Below are 16689 nucleotides of genomic sequence, written 5' to 3' on the forward strand. Positions count from 1 at the left end.
GATCAGGCCCTCATAGTCTGGGCGGCATCCTTGATCGCCGCGCGGATGCGGACATAGGTGGCGCAACGGCAGACATTGCCGTCCATCGCCGCGTCGATGTCCTGGTCGGTCGGGTTCTGGTTGTCGGTCAGCAGCGCGACCGCGCTCATGATCTGGCCCGACTGGCAATAGCCGCACTGGACGACGTCCAGCTTCTGCCACGCCGCCTGAACGGCCTGCGCCGCCTTGCCCGTCACGCCTTCGATGGTGGTGACCTTGCTGTCCGGTCCCAGCATGCCGACCGGGGTCTGGCAGGCGCGGGTCGGCGTGCCGTCGACATGGACGGTGCAGGCGCCGCACTGGGCGACGCCGCAGCCGAACTTGGTGCCGGTCATGTTCAACTCGTCCCGCAGAACCCAGAGGAGGGGCATGTCCTCGGGCACGTCGACCTGACGGTCCTCGCCGTTGACGTTGATGCGAATCATGGCTCTTGCCTCTTTCTCCCTGAACGGAACCGCCGGGCTGTGGCGACGACGGGTCCGTTGCCCGGTTGCGGGCGTTGGCTGCGAATTGGCGATTTCTTGATTGTCGGCTGCTGGAGCAGCTCTGCCTCGACAGAATACACCGTCTAGTGCACAATGAAGTAGGCGGCTTTGGTTCATATCGTCATGAAAGCAATTCATAACCCGGCGCTCGACCTGAACCTGATCAAGGTGTTCGACGCGCTGCTGGAAACCCGCAATGTCTCCCGTGCGGCCGAGGCGCTGGGCGTCAGCCAGTCGGCGGTCAGCCACGCGCTGGGCCGGCTGCGCACGCTGGTCGGCGATCCCCTGTTCGTGCGCACCGGCAACCGGATGGAGCCGACGCCCCGCGCCCAGCGGCTGGCGGAGCCTCTGCGCGACCTGCTGGTGGGCGCGGCCCGCGCCCTGTCGGGGGAGGAGGATTTCGATCCGCAGCGGGAGGAGCGGAGCTTCAGCATCTCCACCCCCGATTCCATGCAGGCGGTTCTGCTGACCGGCATCCTGCGCGATGCGGTGGAGGGCGACCTGCGCGTGTCGGTGGCTCTGCGCAGCCTCGATCCCGACGCCATGCTGGATGCGCTGGACGACGGCACCCTCGATCTGGCGATCGGCTATCTGCCGGAGCTGCGGCGCTGGCACGACCGTCAGGTGCTGTACCGGGAGACCCATGTCTGTCTGTACAACCCGGATCTCGTGCCGGTCTCCCCGCCGATCGGGCTGGAGGATTACACCCGCTATCCGCACCTGATGCCGTCCCTGCGCGGCGGCCTGACCAGCTTCATCGACGACGAACTGGCCGCGCTCGGCACGAGCCGGCGCGTCGCCGCCTCCACCACCCAGTTCCTGGCGATCCCGATGATCCTGATGCGGGCGCCGATGCTGACCTCGCTGCCGGCCCGGCTGGCCCGGTTGTGCGCCGACGCGCTCGGACTCGCCACCAGCCCCCTGCCCTTCGATGTCGGCGACTACGAGATGTCGATGATCTGGCACCGCCGCAACACCGGCTCCCCCTCCCACAGCTGGCTGCGCCAGCGCATCGGCGAGGAGGCGGCGAAGCTATGATAGCGCCGCGGGCAGCTGGTTAGGGAGCGCAGGCACTCCGGTGCGGCGGTGAGGATGTTCCGGGTTCCGGAGGAAGCCGTCCGGAAACAGGCTCATGGCGGTGGTGGAGGCCGGCGGATGCAAGACGCCCCGTACCGCGAAGGCCGGGGCGTCCCTGTTGTGATTGGCGGAAGCGGCAGCAGGGTCAGTCGATGCTGCTCGCGGCTGGCAGCGGGCCGGCGAAGGACGACGCCGAGGAAGCAGCCGTCTGATGAGCCGGCTGCGGAGCCAACCTGCCTTTCACCACCATGAACAGGCCGGCCAGGATGACCGGGATACCGACGATGGCGAAGGCGGTCGGCAGGCCGAGGCCGCTGGACAAGATGGTGCCGCCGACCATGGAGCCGAGAACCGATCCGCTGCGCCCGACGGCGTTGGCCCAGGCGACGCCGGTTGCGCGGTTCGCCGTCGGGTAGAAGCCCGCCGCCAGCGCATTCACGCCGACCTGCGCACCGGCCAGGCAGAAGCCGGCGCCGAACACGGCGGTGGCAAGCAGGGCAGGAGAGGTGGTGGCGCTGCCGATCAGCGCAATGAACAGGGCGGCGGTCGCGTAGGCGATGCCCAGAACCTTGTGAGGATCGACACGATCCATCGATGCGCCGATTGCCAGAGCCCCGACCGTACCGCCCAACTGCAGCATCATGGTCATCAGCGAAGCATCCTTCATGGTCATGCCCGCGCTGCTGATCACCGTCGGCAGCCAGCTCGACAGCAGGTAGAAGACGAGCAGGCTCATGAAGAAGGTCAGCCACAGCAGCAGCGTGCCGGCGACCAGTCCTGGCTGGAACAGCTGCCCGACCGGTGAGCCCGTCGGCCTTTGCACGCCGGTGAACCGAGCGCCGGACAACTCCGCCTCCGGAGCGATGCGCTTGAGGATGGCCGCCACGCGCTCCGCCGGCGCATTCTGCAGAACGAGGAATCGCACCGATTCAGGCAGGGTCAGCAGCAGAACCGGCACCAGCAGCAACGGCACGATGCCGCCGAGCAGCAGAACCGACGACCAGCCGTAGCCGGCCACCAGCTGTGCCGCCGCCAGCCCGCCCAGCGCGGAACCGAGCGTGAAGCCGCAGAACATCAAGGTGGTCAGGAAAGACCGCCGCTTGTCGGGGCAAAACTCCGAAGTCAAGGTGATGGCGTTGGGCATCGCTCCACCCAACCCCATGCCGGTCAGGAAGCGAAGCACCGTCAGTTCGGTGAGGTTCGTCGCCCAGGCGGACGCCAGGCTGGTCGACCCGAAGAACAGGACGGTGAGGATCAACGCGCGCTTGCGCCCGATCTTGTCGGCCAGAGGTCCAAAGATGAACGCCCCGATCATCAGCCCGAACAGGCCGGCACCGAACAGCGGCGCCAGTTGGGCCGGCGCCAGCTGCCATTCGGCGCGGAGCGCCGGAGCGATGAAGCCGATCGCCGCCGTGTCGAAGCCGTCGATGGCGACGATCAGGAAGCAAAGGGCGATCAGTGTGGCCTGGTATCGGGAAACCTTGTGGGCATTGATGAAGTCCTGAACGTCGATGACGCGTGGTGTCGATGACACGGGCGTTCCTCCCTATTGACGTGATGGACGGGAAAAAGCTGCGTCGTTGCGCAGTGGACCCACCCGCGTGCTCCCGCGGAGCAGGGCAACGCTTTGGGCTCGATGGGCCGGGATGCCGACGGTTCGGCCGACGCCCACTTGGCGGTGGGCGCCCTTCAGGTCGTTTGGCGATGGATTTGTCTTCTTCTCCCGGCGGTCGGCCGAGTTGTTCAGCCGATGCTGCCACCGGCGACGAAGCAGGTCTGGCCGGTGATGTACGATGCGTCATTCGACGCGTAGAAGCAGATCGCAGCCGCGATCTCCTCTTGCGTGCCCATCCGCCCCATCATTGTGTCGCGCATGACCTGGTCGTAGGTTTCCCGTTGCCAGATCCTCTCCTGTTCGCTCATCGGCTTTGGATTGCGTGGGATGGCACGTTGTCCATTGTCGACGGCCCCCGGGGAGACCGCGTTGACGCGGATCCCCTTGTCCGCCAGTTCCATCGCCATACAGGTGGTCATGGCATGCACGCCGCCCTTCGCAGCGGAGTAGGGGACACGGTGGATGCCGCGGGTGGCGTTGCTGCCGACATTGACGATGCTGCCGCCGCCTTGCGCGATCATCACCGGGACCACCGCCCGGCAAGACCAAAGGGTTGGCCAGAGCGAACGGTTGATTTCCTTCACCATCTCCTCCTCCTGGTATTCCCAGAAGGGCTTCATCCAGATGGTGCCGCCGACATTGTGGACGGAGATGTCGATGCGCCCGAAAGCGTCAACCGCGGCATCGACCATCGCTTGAGCGCCGGCATAGGTTTCCAGATCGGCGGTGAGCGCCAGCGCCGGCGCGCCTTGGCCCAACAACTCCTCCGCCACCTGATGCACCAATTCGGAACGGTCGACCAGCAGCAGCCTGGCCCCTTCACCTGCCGCCCGTGCGGCGACCGCTCGCCCGATGCCCTGGGCGGCACCGGTGACAATCATCACCTGATTGTCGAGGCGTCCGCTCATGGTCATCGGCCATTCCCTTCGCTGGCGGCGAATTTCTCATAATGGAAGCTTGCCGGGGTCAGGCCGCAGTCGCGGAAATGGGTGCGCACGGCCTCAACCATCGGGGGTGGGCCACAGAGGTACACGTCGACATTCCCGCCGTTCAGATGCTCCGGCTGGAGATGGTGGGTGACGTATCCCTTCAATGGATGGCCGCTGCCCTGGTCGGCCACGCAGGTGGTGAAGGTAAAGCCCGGGATTTGCTCAGCGAATCTCTGCAGCGCCTCGACCTCGACGAGATCATGGTCCTGGGTGACGCCGTAGATGAGATGAACCGGGTGCGGATTGCCGCCTTCCGCGGCGATGCGGCCCAGCATCGACAGGAAGGGCGCCAACCCTGTCCCACCCGCCAACATCAGCACCGGCCGCCGGACCTCGCGCAGATAGAAGCCGCCGAGCGGACCGGTCAGGGTCAGACGGTCGCCCGGCTTGGCCCGGCCGGTCAGATAGCCGCTCATCAGCCCGCCTGGCACGTTGCGGATCAGGAAGCTCGCAAGCTCCGCCCCCGGCGGCGAACTGAAGGAGTAGGAGCGCGTCTGTCCGGTGCCCGGCACCTCGATGTTGACGTATTGTCCGGGCAGGAAGGCCAGGCGCGCGGCTCCGTCCAAAGCCAAAGACAACTGGATGCTGCTTTCGGACAGATGGGTGACGGACACCACCTCCGCGCAGACGTCCATCGCCTTGGTCTTGCACACCTCCGATGATGCGGCGATGCGCAGGACGACGTCCGATGCCGGACGCATCTGACAGGTCAGACAGTAGCCCTCCTCCGCCTCGGCGTCCGTCAGGGCATCCTCGATGTAAGAGCCGCCGTCATAGCGCCCGGCCTCGCAAAAGCTCTTGCAAGTGCCGCAGGCACCATCGCGGCAATCGAGCGGAATGTTGATGCCTTGCCGGTAAGCGGCATCGGCGACCGTCTCGCCGGGGTTGGCATCGATGAAGCGGGTCAGCCCGTCCTCAAAAGTCAGCGCGATGTGAAAGCTCATGAGTCGTCTCCCTGGCTTTAAGGCGCACAGAAGGGCGTCGGGCCAGTTGCCGCCCGTCCGGGATGATCGATCCCGCCCGGCCGATCAGATGTGGTAGATGTCGATGACGTGGTGGATGTAGTCGTTCTTCAGAACCACAGTCTTTTCTTTGATCAGTGGCGTCTCGCCCGAAACATCCAGTGTGTAGAAGGAGGTGCCGAAATAGGTGTCGGTCGTCTTGTAACGGAAGCTCAGCGTGAACCAGTTGAAGCGCAGCTTGCAGACACCGTTACCCTGTTCGACGACTTCGAGGTTGCTGATGTTGTGTGAGGTGCGTGGTTCCGGCAGGCTGGTGGCGCTCGACCGCTCCGTCTTGATGCGGAACACGCGATCCTCCAGGCCGCCGCGGTTGCTGTAATAGATCAGCGAAATCTCGCGCTGCGGGTCGGTGGTCAGGGCGCCATCGTCATCCCAGGCCGGCATCCAGAACACGGCGTCCGGTGCATAAAGCTGCAGCCAGTCGTCCCATTGTTTTTCATCGAGCAGACGGGCCTCGCGGTGAAGGAAGGCCTGCAGAGCTTCATGGGTGATGGTCATGCGTTCCCCCTTCAGGCCGGCGTCTTCACGTCGGACGATGCCTCTTCCGTCGCCACGGCACGGCGCATGGTGTCGAGCCAGTACTGGTGCTGGACGACGAACAGCCCCTCGTCCTCGGTGCGGACGCCGCTCATCAGCGGCTGCAGGTCGATGGCCTTTGCCGCATCGTCGGCGCCGGTCACCCAATGGACCGCACCGCGCGACAGGTCGTTCCAGGGGGCGGCACTGCCGAGATAGCCGGTCTGGCAGGAGCGGAACTCCTCCAGGTCGTCCGGAGTGGCCATGCCGCTGGCGTTGAAGAAATCCTCATACTGCCGGATGCGCCGGGCGCGGGCTTCCGCACTCTCGTTCTTCGGCGCGATGCAATAGATCGTGACCTCCGTCTTGTCGACGGACAGCGGCCGGTATGTGCGGATCTGCGAACTGAACTGATCCATCAGGTAGACGTTGGGGTAGAGGCACAGGTTGCGCGAGTTGCCGATCATCCAGTCCGCCCGCGCGGCCCCGTACTGTGCCGCCAACTCATCCCGGCGTTCATAAAGCGGGCGGTCCTCCGGATTGGCCCACCGGCTCCACAGCAGAAGATGGCCGTTCTCAAAGGAATAGAAGCCGCCGCCCTGCTTGGCCCAGCTTCCGGCGTCCATCGCACGCACGCAGTCGCCGGCCGCGGCCGTCTTGCGGCGGTTGGTGGTTGCCGCATAGTTCCAGTGCACGGCGCTGACGTGATAGCCGTCGGCACCATTCTCGGTCTGGAGCTTCCAGTTGCCATCATAAATGTAGGTCGAGGAGCCGCGCAGCACCTCCAGACCGTCCGGCGACTGGTCGACGATCATGTCGATGATCTTGGCGGCCTCACCCAGGTATTCGGCCAGGGGAACCACGTCGGCGTTCAGGCTGCCGAACAGGAAGCCGCGGTAGGATTCGAACCGGGCGACCTTCGTCAGGTTGTGCGATCCCTCCCGATTGAAGGCGTCGGGGTAGCCGGCGGCCTCCGGATCCTTGACCTTCAGCAGCTTGCCGGAGTTGTTGAAGGTCCACCCGTGGAACGGACAGGTGTAGGTCGCCTTGTTGCCGCGCTTGTGCCGGCACAGCATCGCGCCGCGGTGGCTGCAGGCGTTGATGAAGGCGTTGAGCTCGTTGTCCTTGTTGCGGGCGATGATGATCGGCTGCCGGCCGATGAAGGTGGTGAAGTAGTCGTTCTTGCCGGGGATTTGGCTTTCGTGGGCGAGGTAGATCCAGTTCCCCTCGAAGATGTGCTTCATCTCCAGTTCGAACAGCTCAGGATCGGTGAAGATGTCGCGCCTGCACCGATAGATGCCCTGTTCCTTGTCCTCGACGACGGCGCCGTCCAGCCGCGCCATGAGATTGGCGGTCATGATCTGGTTCTCCACAAGATGGCGGGAATGAGGGCCGGGCAAGGCCCCCGGGAGATCAGGCGGCCGTGGCGCGCGGACGCTCGGGCAGCGCGCTCAGCATGCCATCCAGTGCGGATGGGAGAACGAAGTCGAAGGTGATGGTGGCGAAGGGCCGGTTCACACCCTTGTCGTGGAGGGCGGCCGGGTCCGTGTGGTGCTCGACCTCGGGGATCAGGCCGTCGCGGGTGGCGAAGGCGAAGTCGTCATGGACGTAGGGATCGTCCTTGATGTTGATCTGCGTCGTCAGGGTCCGATAGCCGGGCGCCGACACGAAGAAGTGGATGTGCGCCGGACGGTGACCGTGGCGGCCCAGCAGGGTCAGGAGCTTCTGGGTCGGCCCGTCGGGCGGGCAGCTGTAGCCCGACGGCATGATGCTGCGGAACCGGTAGCGCCCCTCGGCGTCGGTGATGATGGTGCGGCGCAGGTTGAAGGCGCTCTGCGACTGGTCGAAGTAAGAATAGTTGCCGCGGCTGTTGGCGTGCCAGACCTCGACCTGGGCACCGGGAACCGGGTTGCCGCGGGTGTCGAGGACACGGCCGTCCATGAACAGGATTTCGCCGTCGTCGGTATCGTCGTCCAGCCGCGCATCGCCCTGGCAGACCGGAGCGCCGGCCACATAGAGCGGACCTTCGATGGTGCGCGGGGTGCCGCCGTCCATTCCGGCGGCGCGCTCCTTCTCATCCTGGCGCAGGTCGAGGAAATGCTCGACGCCGAGACCCGGCACCAGCAGTCCGACCTCGTTGGACTTGCCGAGTTCGGTGACATAGCTGCACGCCGACCAGATCTCTTCGGGCGTGACGTCCATCTCTTCGATCAGCACGAAAAGATCGAGCAGCATGCGGTCGACGACCGCCTTCACCCGCTCGTTCGCCGGAGCGATCTGGGTGCCGGAGATGCGTTTCGCGAAATCCTGGATATGGGTCTTGTTCATCGTTTTCTCCCTAAACCTTGGTTATGGCAGCCTCAGCGGCGGGCAGGCGGCGACCGGTTCAGCGATCATCGTCGCGGATGGACGAGGGATGGCGGCAAAGGGCCGTAACCTTCATCGCCATGTAGGGGAAAAGCGGCAGCGAGGTGAGCAGCGCGTGAAGTTCGTCCGCGCTTTCAACATCGAAGATGCTGACATTGGCGTAGCGGCCGGCGACGCGCCACAGGTGCCGCCACTTGCCCTCCTTCTGCATCTGCTGGGCGCGCTCGCGCTCGACCCGCTTCAACTCGTCCGCCACCTCGGGCGCCATGTCAGGCGGCAGGCGGACATCCATTTCGACCTGGAACAGCATGGTCTTGGTCTCGATCGGGAAAAGTGGGGGGGGGTGAGTGTTAGCGGCCGTCGCGCCGGAAGAAGGCGATGCGGTCCTCGTCCAGTTCAATGCCGAGGCCGGGCTTGTTGGGGACCTGAAGGCTGAACTCCCCATAGGCGAGGGGCTCGGTCAGGATTTCCTCGGTGAGCAGCAGCGGACCGAACAGTTCCGTCCCCCAGTCGAGCCGGGGGAAGGTGGCGAAGAGGTGAGCGGAGGCGATGGTGCCGATCCCTCCTTCCAGCATGGTGCCGCCGTACAGCCCGATCCCCGCCGCATCCGCAATGGCGCCGACGCGGGCCGCAGCCTGAAGACCGCCGGACTGGGCAATCTTGACGGCGAAGACATCGGCTGCCGCCTGCGATGCGATGGCGAAGGCATCCTCCGGCCCGTGAAGGCTTTCGTCGGCCATGATCGGCACGATGAAGCGTGCGGCCAGGCGTGCGAGTGCCGAGCGATTGCCGCGCGCCACCGGCTGTTCGATCAGATCGACGCCGGCGTCTTCCAGCATTGCAATTCCGCGCGACGCGGCGGCTTCGTCCCAGGCCTGGTTGACGTCGACGCGCACGCTGGCCCGGTCGCCCAAGGCGCGTTTGATCTCAGCGACATGCGCGACGTCGTCGGCCACCGGGCGCTTGCCGATCTTCAGCTTGAAGATGTTGTGCCGCCGCAGGGACAGCATGCGTTCGGCTTCGTCGATGTCCTTGGCCGTGTTGCCGCTGGCGAGCGTCCAAGCGACCGGAAGCGTGTCGCGGTGCCGCCCGCCCAGCAGTTCGGAAACCGGGAGGCCGAGCCGCTTTCCCATGGCGTCCAGCAGCGCCGTCTCGACCGCCGCCTTGGCAAAGTGGTTGCCGACAACGGCTTTCCCGATCTGCGCCATGGTTGCGGCGACACGGGTGGGGTCGCTGGCCCGCAGCACCGGGGCGATATAGGTGTCGATCGCCAGCTTAATACCTTCGGGGCATTCTTCGCCGTAGCTCAATCCCCCGATCGTTGTCCCCTCACCGATGCCCACCACACCGTCGGAACAGCGAAGCCGCACCACGACGATCGTCTGCCGGTGCATTGTGGCCATCGAGAGCACATGCGGCCGAATGGTCGGCACATCGACAATGAGGGTCTCGATGCCGTCAATTCTGGTCATCTTGCGGCTGTCCTCGGCAAACTTTGTTGTGCGACCACGCTATCTGTCGCCGGGCACATTGTGAAAGACCGAGTTGGTCTGATTTGATACCTTCCAGGTATGGTATGGCGCGGCGACGCGATCCGGGCCGCCGCGCTCAATGACGGAAGAGGCTCGTTCATGGAACTTCGGCATCTGCGCTACTTCATGGCGGTCGTGAACGAGCGGAACTTCACGCGTGCGGCAGAGCGTCTGAACATGGCGCAGCCACCGCTGAGCCGGCAGATTCAGCAGTTGGAAGAGGAACTTGGCCTTCAGCTCATCGAACGGGACAGCCGCCCCCTGCGCCTGACGGAGGCAGGGCGGCTGATCTATGAACAGGCGGTGCAGGTGCTGGAGCGCGTCGATGAGATCAAGGCCTTGGCCCGCCGCCTGCGCCATGCCGAGCACAGCCGCTTCACCATCGGCTTCGTGGCTTCCACACTCTATGGCTGGCTGCCGGAGATGATCCGGCGTTACCGCTCAATCCGTCCGACTGTGGAGGTCTCGTTGGTCGAGTTGACAACGGTGGAGCAGATCGCGGCGCTCAAGGAGGGACGCATCGATGTCGGCTTCGGCCGCATTCCGCTGGAGGACGCCGCCATCACGCGGACTCTGCTCCGCTACGAGGCGCTCATCGCCGCCATTCCGTCAGGCCACCGGCTGCTGGAACTGGAGCGGCCGCTCCGTCTCGACGATCTGACAGCCGGAACACTGGTTGTTTACCCCAAGGCGCCGCGGCCGAGCTTTGCCGATCAGGTGCTCGCGCTCTATCGCTCCCACGGGTTAAAGCCGGACACCATTCTGGAAGTGCGGGATGTGCAGACGGCATTGGGTTTGGTTGCGGCTGATGTCGGGTTTAGTTTGGTGACCGCTTCCGTACAGCATTTGCGTCGGGACAAAGTCGAGTATCGTACACTTGAGGAAGCACATGCCGCCTCTCCGCTTTTCATGAGCCATCGCGTCAACGACAACTCCCCGGAAATCGCAATAATGCTTGATGCGATCCGGCATGTCTATCGCAGCAACTTCGTTAGCAACGAACTCGGTGTCTGAGAATTTGTCTGTATCAGGGACTTTGGCGCGGAACTCGCCCTGCGGACGGATTAGTCGTCGAGGCTGTGCGAAGCCCCGCCGAGATCGACGCGATCAGGCGCGACACGGTGGTCTGATGCCGAACCCGCCGGCAGCGAAGCCGGAGAATGGTGAGGGGGCACGTGCGAAGCTCCGGGAAATGTCTCATACTGCCACTGGTCTCGCCCACAGTCCAAGGTCCGCATGGCTGCGGTCCATCTTCCCACCGGAGCACTCCCCCAACCCCAACGTCTGAGGCGTGGCGTTCCAACCCCCTGGCGCCCCTTGCGGAAACCGAACCATGTCCGAATCCCTGTTCAACCATCTCCTGAACCCGTCCGTCGATCCGGGCCGCGCCGCCATCGAGCTGGCCGACGGCCGGCGCGCGACCTACGGCGATCTGCGTGCGGCGTCGGGTCGGATGGCCAACGCCATCGCGGCCGCCGGGGTGAGGCCGGGCGACCGCGTCGCCGTCCAGGTGGAGAAGTCGTTCGAGGCGCTCGTCCTCTATCTCGGTTGCCTGCGGTCCGGCGCGGTCTATCTTCCGCTGAACACCGCCTACACGCCGACCGAACTCGGCTACTTCATCGGCGATGCCGAGCCGGCGCTGGTCGTCTGCGATCCGGCGCGGCTGGACGCCACCGCGGCGATGGCAGGCGACGCGCGCCTGCTCACCCTCGACGCCGAGGGACGGGGCACGCTCGCGGATGCCCTGGCCGCGCAGCCCGACGACTTCGCGACGGTCGCCCGCGGCACCGACGACCTCGCCGCCATCCTCTACACCTCGGGCACCACCGGGCGCTCCAAGGGTGCGATGCTGACCCAGGGAAACCTGCTGAGCAACGCGCGGGTGCTCTGCGCGGAATGGCGGTTCACGCAGGACGACGTGCTGCTCCACGCCCTGCCGCTGTTCCACACCCACGGTCTGTTCGTCGCCTGCAACGTGGCGCTGATGGCCGGCGCCACGATGATCCTGCTGCCGCGCTTCGATCCGGCGGCAATGCTGGAACGCCTGCCCCGCTCCACGGCGATGATGGGGGTGCCGACCTTCTACACCCGGCTGCTCGGCCAGGACGCGCTGACGGCGGATCTATGCCGCTCCGTCCGCCTGTTCGTTTCCGGCTCGGCGCCCCTGCTGGCTGAAACGCACCGTGCCTGGGAATCGCGCACCGGACACCGGATCCTGGAGCGCTATGGCATGACCGAAACGGGGATGCTCACCTCCAACCCCTATGATGGTGACCGCATCGCCGGTACGGTGGGATTGCCTCTGCCGGGAGTCAAGGCGCGCATCGCCGATCCGCAGACCGGCGCCCTGCTGCCCGACGGCGAGATCGGCGTGGTGGAGGTGAAAGGCCCGAACGTCTTCAAGGGATACTGGCGCATGCCCGAGAAGACGGCCGCCGAATTCCGAGCGGACGGCTTCTTCATCACCGGCGACCTCGGCCGCATCGACGAGCGCGGCTACCTGCACATCGTCGGGCGCGGCAAGGATCTGATCATCAGCGGCGGCTTCAACGTCTACCCCAAGGAGGTGGAGGGCGAGATCGACGCCCTGCCCGGAGTTCTGGAAAGCGCCGTCATCGGCGTCCCCCACCCCGATTTCGGGGAAGGCGTCGTGGCGGTCCTGGTGCCCGATCATTCCACCCCCGTGACCGAAGCATCGGTGACCGCCGCGCTGACCGAGCGCTTGGCCCGCTACAAGCAGCCCAAGCGGGTGATCGTCGTCGACGAACTGCCGCGCAACAGCATGGGCAAGGTGCAGAAGGCGCTGCTTCGCGAACTCCATGCCGGACTGTTCCAATGAGCGGGGGCGACGAGCTGCCGGCGGAAATCCTGCTGCCGGACGTGCGGACCGTGAAAGCGGGGTGACTTGTTCAGTATGATGCTTTTTCCGTGCTGATACCGGGAACGGAATCAGGCTGACGGCATTTTCAGGGGTGCGGCATTCATGGAGTAAGCCCGGCCATGCCCCCGACAGCCTCCGTCGAGCAGAACCGGGCGATGCATGGCCTCGTCCTGCTGTCCTTCACCGCCGGCAGCATGGATGGCATCGCCTTTCTTGCCCTGAGCGGGGTCTTCGCCTCGGCGATGAGCGGGAACACCATTCTCCTTGGGCTGGCGATCGGCCAGGGGCAATTCACCGAGTCGCTGCTCTTCATATTCGGAATCCTCGGCTATGTGGCGGGGATATCGATGGCGTCGGTATCGATTGCGAAACTCGGGCACGGCAGCGGATGGACGGTCGGGCTCGAAGCATTGCTTCTCGCCATCTTCACCGCGCTGTGGCTCGCCTCCGGCACCCATCCCCAGCCATACGCCCTTTACGGCCTCATCGTCGTTTCGTCCATCGCCATGGGGCTGCAAGGCCGCATAGGCCGCGCGATCGGTGCCCCGGGAATCCTGACCGTGATCTTCACGGGCACCTACACAACGATCGCCAGCGATTTGACCACGCGCGTGCTGAATGGCGACCGCCCGCTGTTCACAGCACTCGCGCTGCGGCAACTGTTGGCGCTGGCCGCCTATTTCGGCGGCGCGATGATCGTCGGTGTCATGGCCGCGCATTGGCTCCGAATCACGCCGTTCCTGCCCCTGGCCGCCGTCCTTGCGCTGTTCGGGGGGATCAGGCTGCGTCTGATCCGCTTCGATCCCAAACCATCGTGATCCGGGCCCCGGCCGATAGACGCAAGGAGCAGCGCAAGGCCATCCCGTATGACGGTACCGTCACGGCTACAGGCGAAGCCCCCGCAGACGCAGGGCATTGCCGATGACGCTGACGGAGCTCAACGCCATGGCCGCTGCGGCAACGATCGGGCTCAGCATCCAGCCGAACAGTGGATAGAACACGCCGGCCGCGATCGGCACGCCCAGCGAGTTGTAGATGAACGCCAGGAACAGGTTCTGGCGGATGTTTTCCATGGTCGCCCGACTGAGCAACCGCGCCCGCGCGATCCCGGCCAAATCGCCCTTCACCAACGTGACCCCGGCGCTTTGGATCGCGACCTCCGTCCCGGTGCCCATGGCGACGCCGACATCGGCCTCGGCCAGCGCCGGAGCGTCGTTCACACCGTCCCCGGCCATCGCCACCACGCGCCCTTCGGCCTTCAGGCGCCGGACGACCTGATGCTTCTGGTCGGGGAGAAGCTCGGCCACAACCTCGTCGATGGCCAGCCGGCGGGCCACCGCATCGGCCGTGGTGCGATTGTCGCCCGTCAGCATCACGATGCGCACGCCTTCGGACCGCAGCGTCTCCAGCGCCTTGGGTGTGCTCGCCTTGATCGGGTCGGCCACCGCGATGACGCCGCCGGGCCGTCCGTCCGCCGCGGCGTACAGCGCCGTCGCACCCTCGCGCCGCAGTTCGTCCGCACGCGCCTCCAGGTCGCCGAGCACAATGCCCTGATCCCGCATCAGCCCGGCATTGCCGAGAAGCACCGCGCGGCCCTCGACCGTCCCGGCCACGCCTTTGCCGGTCACGGACCGGAAGTCAGCGACCTCCCGCAGCGGCAGCCCGCGCTCCTTGGCGGAGGCGACGATGGCCGCGGCCAGCGGGTGCTCGCTCGACCGCTCCAGGCTGGCCGCCAACGCCAGAAGCGTCGCTTCGTCGCCCCCCGGCGTCGGAACCACGGCGGTCACCCGCGGCTTGCCCTCGGTCAGCGTGCCGGTCTTGTCAACGACCAGCGTGTCGACCTTCTCGAACCGCTCCAGGCTCGCCGCGTCCTTGATGAGAACCCCCGCCGTGGCACCCTTTCCCACCCCGACCATGATCGACATCGGCGTGGCCAGACCCAGCGCGCACGGGCAGGCGATGATGAGCACCGAGACGGCGGCGATCAGCGCATAGGCGAAGGCGGGCGACGGCCCCCAGATCATCCAGCCGATGAAGGCGAGGACAGCGGCAAGGATGATCGCCGGGACGAAATACCCGGACACCTTGTCGGCCATGCGCTGGATCGGCGCCCGCGAGCGCTGCGCCTCGGCGACCATGGAGACGATGCGCGACAGCATCGTGTCCGACCCGACCTTCTCTGCCCGCATCACCAGCGCGCCCGTCTGGTTCACCGTGCCGCCGATCACCGTGGCGCCGGGTTCCTTCTGGACCGGCATGCTCTCGCCGGTGACCATGGACTCGTCCACGGCGCTGCGGCCCTCCAGCACGTCACCGTCGACCGGCACCCCCTCGCCGGGGCGGACGCGCAGCCGATCCCCGACATGCACCTGGTCGAGCGGGATCTCCTCATCCTCGCCGTTCTCCCGGAGGCGCCTCGCCGTCTTGGGCGCCAGGTTCAGCAGGGCGCGGATGGCGCCGCCGGTCTGTTCGCGGGCGCGGAGTTCGAGCACCTGGCCGAGCAGCACCAGCACCGTGATGACGGCGGCCGCCTCATAATAGACCGCCACCACCCCGTCCCTGCCGCGGAACGAAGGTGGGAAGAGACCGGGAAGGACGGTGGCGATCAGACTGAACACATAGGCGACGCCGACCCCCAGCGCGATCAGGGTGAACATGTTCAAGCTGCGGTTCACGACCGATTGCCAGCCGCGTTCAAGCAAGGGCCAACCCGCCCAAAACACGACCGGCGTCGCGAGGAGGAACTGAATCCAGACGGAAATGCGGGGCGGCACCAAACCCTGGAGGCCCAGGGCCGGAATGTGGCTGCCCATTTCCAAGGCCACCAGGGGCAGGCTGAGGGCCAGACCGATCCAGAACCGCCGCTTCATGTCGATGAACTCGGGGCTGGGGCCTTCCTCGACAGTGGCCCCGACCGGCTCCAGCGCCATGCCGCAGAGCGGGCAGTTGCCCGGCTCCTCCCGGCGGATTTCCGGGTGCATGGGGCAGGTGTAGACGACGCCTTTCCGGGGGGCTCCCTGCCCCGCCTTCTCCGGTGCCGCGGGCCTGGCCTCCGGCTTCAGGTACTGCTCGGGATTGGCGATGAATTTGTCGTGGCAGCGGGCAGAGCAGAAATGGAACGTGTGGCCGGCATAGTCCGCATGGTACTCGGTCCGCTCCGGGTCGACCATCATGCCGCAGACGGGATCCCGCAGCTTGGCGACAGCGTCATGGCCGGCGTGGTGGTCGTGTCCAGCATGGTCGTCATGAGGGTGCGCGTGACCGTGGTACTTGTCGTCCATGTCCGATTCTCCCTTCGCATGCCCGGCGTCGGCGCCTTGGCACTGCGTGGCGTCATGCGGCATCCGGTGTGCGGCAACGTGGACTCCCACGCTCGGCCTTCAAGTGTCTGGAAAGCTGAGCCCGCTTAAGCCCGATCTCTTCCTTTCGTCACCTCATCGATCGCTCATACATGGCGGTGTGACGGTGCCTGATCGTTCATCACGGTCAGGCTGCGCCCAGATCGGGGTATTTCCGATAGCCTATTGGAATGGACGGGCGAAACGGCTCAACGTCCACTTGCCGTCTCTTCCATGGAGGGCAAAATGGACGTCGCCGATTTGATACGATTTGTCCTGACCCACATTCCTTTGATCACCTTCCTGCTGGCGATCATCATTCCAACTTTCAGCCGGTCCGAACGAACCCCGGACGGGTATTTGTCCTGGCTGTTGCTGCTCGCCGTTGGTGTCGATGCCCTTTGGGCAGGGCTGTTCCATGTGTTCGCCCCGGAGCGCGCCGCGGCGTTCATCGGATGGACGACAAGCCCCTTTCAGTTCGAGATCGGCATCGCCGACATAGCGTTGGGCGTCATGGGAGTGCTCTCCTTCCGGAGATCGCTCGATTTCAAGGCGGCGGCGGTGACCTATGCGTCACTGTTCTACATCGGCGTGGCATACGGCCACTTTCATCAGATTTGGATCGCGGGCAACCACGCGCCCGGAAACGCCGGCATTCTCCTTGCCCTCACCTGCATCCGGCCGATCCTGTTGGTCCTGCTTCTCCTCACGGCCCGGCGCTCGGCCCGGACGGAGAGTAGCGGGATCGCACGGCAACCCGCTGAGGGCCAAGGCGCCGGGTAGTATCCCCGAGTTCATCGGATACGTTCCACCCGCCGAGGCTGAAGC

Annotated in this window: 15 protein-coding genes; 5 read left to right on the top strand and 10 right to left on the bottom strand. The window is 65.6% G+C overall.

The annotated features are described in order from the left end of the window. Window positions 1-2 precede the first annotated feature (2 nt). Entirely contained in the window at window positions 3-464 is a 462-nt protein-coding gene (locus DM194_RS25845) for a (2Fe-2S)-binding protein (RefSeq protein WP_111070510.1), read from the bottom strand. Window positions 465-647: 183 nt separating this feature from the next. On the opposite strand from DM194_RS25845, the gene DM194_RS25850 reads away from it, so the two are divergent. Then, on the top strand, window positions 648-1562 hold the full coding sequence (locus DM194_RS25850; protein WP_111070511.1) for a LysR family transcriptional regulator: 915 nt from the start codon (window positions 648-650) through the stop codon (window positions 1560-1562). 184 nt (window positions 1563-1746) lie between these two features. Here the strand turns inward: DM194_RS25850 and DM194_RS25855 are convergent, their stop codons facing one another. The 8 genes from DM194_RS25855 to DM194_RS25890 all read right to left on the bottom strand — a co-directional run bounded on the left by DM194_RS25855 (window position 1747) and on the right by DM194_RS25890 (window position 9582). Then, a complete protein-coding gene (locus DM194_RS25855; RefSeq protein WP_111070512.1) occupies window positions 1747-3135 on the bottom strand; it encodes an MFS transporter in 1389 nt (462 codons plus the stop codon). 209 nt (window positions 3136-3344) lie between these two features. Continuing rightward, window positions 3345-4124 carry a 1,6-dihydroxycyclohexa-2,4-diene-1-carboxylate dehydrogenase gene (locus tag DM194_RS25860; protein ID WP_111070647.1) on the bottom strand — a complete coding sequence of 260 codons (780 nt, stop codon included), beginning with the start codon at window positions 4122-4124 and terminating at the stop codon, window positions 3345-3347. 2 nt (window positions 4125-4126) lie between these two features. Beyond that, window positions 4127-5149 (bottom strand): benzoate 1,2-dioxygenase electron transfer component BenC, encoded by a 1023-nt coding sequence (gene benC, locus DM194_RS25865; RefSeq protein ID WP_111070513.1) that lies wholly within the window; start codon window positions 5147-5149, stop codon window positions 4127-4129. Window positions 5150-5233: 84 nt separating this feature from the next. Beyond that, window positions 5234-5725, bottom strand: coding sequence for a benzoate 1,2-dioxygenase small subunit (gene benB, locus DM194_RS25870; protein ID WP_111070514.1), 492 nt, complete (start codon window positions 5723-5725; stop codon window positions 5234-5236). Window positions 5726-5736: 11 nt separating this feature from the next. Beyond that, a complete protein-coding gene (benA, locus tag DM194_RS25875; protein ID WP_111070515.1) occupies window positions 5737-7101 on the bottom strand; it encodes a benzoate 1,2-dioxygenase large subunit in 1365 nt (454 codons plus the stop codon). A 55-nt stretch (window positions 7102-7156) separates the two neighbouring features. Then, window positions 7157-8071 carry a catechol 1,2-dioxygenase gene (gene catA, locus DM194_RS25880; protein WP_111070516.1) on the bottom strand — a complete coding sequence of 305 codons (915 nt, stop codon included), beginning with the start codon at window positions 8069-8071 and terminating at the stop codon, window positions 7157-7159. A gap of 58 nt (window positions 8072-8129) precedes the next feature. Continuing rightward, entirely contained in the window at window positions 8130-8420 is a 291-nt protein-coding gene (gene catC, locus DM194_RS25885) for a muconolactone Delta-isomerase (RefSeq protein ID WP_111070517.1), read from the bottom strand. Window positions 8421-8460: 40 nt separating this feature from the next. Continuing rightward, a complete protein-coding gene (locus DM194_RS25890; protein ID WP_111070518.1) occupies window positions 8461-9582 on the bottom strand; it encodes a muconate/chloromuconate family cycloisomerase in 1122 nt (373 codons plus the stop codon). 159 nt (window positions 9583-9741) lie between these two features. Between DM194_RS25890 and DM194_RS25895 the strand changes: the two genes are divergently transcribed. The 3 genes from DM194_RS25895 to DM194_RS25905 all read left to right on the top strand — a co-directional run bounded on the left by DM194_RS25895 (window position 9742) and on the right by DM194_RS25905 (window position 13341). Next, window positions 9742-10656: a LysR family transcriptional regulator gene (locus DM194_RS25895; RefSeq protein WP_111070648.1), complete on the top strand. Its 915-nt coding sequence runs from the start codon at window positions 9742-9744 to the stop codon at window positions 10654-10656. Between the two features lie 319 nt (window positions 10657-10975). Beyond that, window positions 10976-12481 (top strand): malonate--CoA ligase, encoded by a 1506-nt coding sequence (locus DM194_RS25900; RefSeq protein ID WP_111070519.1) that lies wholly within the window; start codon window positions 10976-10978, stop codon window positions 12479-12481. A gap of 161 nt (window positions 12482-12642) precedes the next feature. After that, complete coding sequence (locus DM194_RS25905) at window positions 12643-13341, top strand: YoaK family protein (protein WP_111070520.1); 699 nt, start codon at window positions 12643-12645, stop codon at window positions 13339-13341. Window positions 13342-13407: 66 nt separating this feature from the next. On the opposite strand, the gene DM194_RS25910 is transcribed toward DM194_RS25905, so the two are convergent. Then, the gene (locus tag DM194_RS25910; RefSeq protein WP_111070649.1) at window positions 13408-15804 is read right to left on the bottom strand and encodes a heavy metal translocating P-type ATPase; all 2397 of its coding nucleotides are present in this window, start codon (window positions 15802-15804) and stop codon (window positions 13408-13410) included. Window positions 15805-16107: 303 nt separating this feature from the next. Between DM194_RS25910 and DM194_RS25915 the strand changes: the two genes are divergently transcribed. Further along, window positions 16108-16644, top strand: a complete 537-nt coding sequence (locus DM194_RS25915) for a DUF6790 family protein (protein ID WP_162630186.1) — start codon at window positions 16108-16110, stop codon at window positions 16642-16644. Window positions 16645-16689: the final 45 nt, after the last annotated feature.

It is taken from the genome of Azospirillum ramasamyi (assembly GCF_003233655.1).
Lineage (GTDB): Bacteria > Pseudomonadota > Alphaproteobacteria > Azospirillales > Azospirillaceae > Azospirillum > Azospirillum ramasamyi.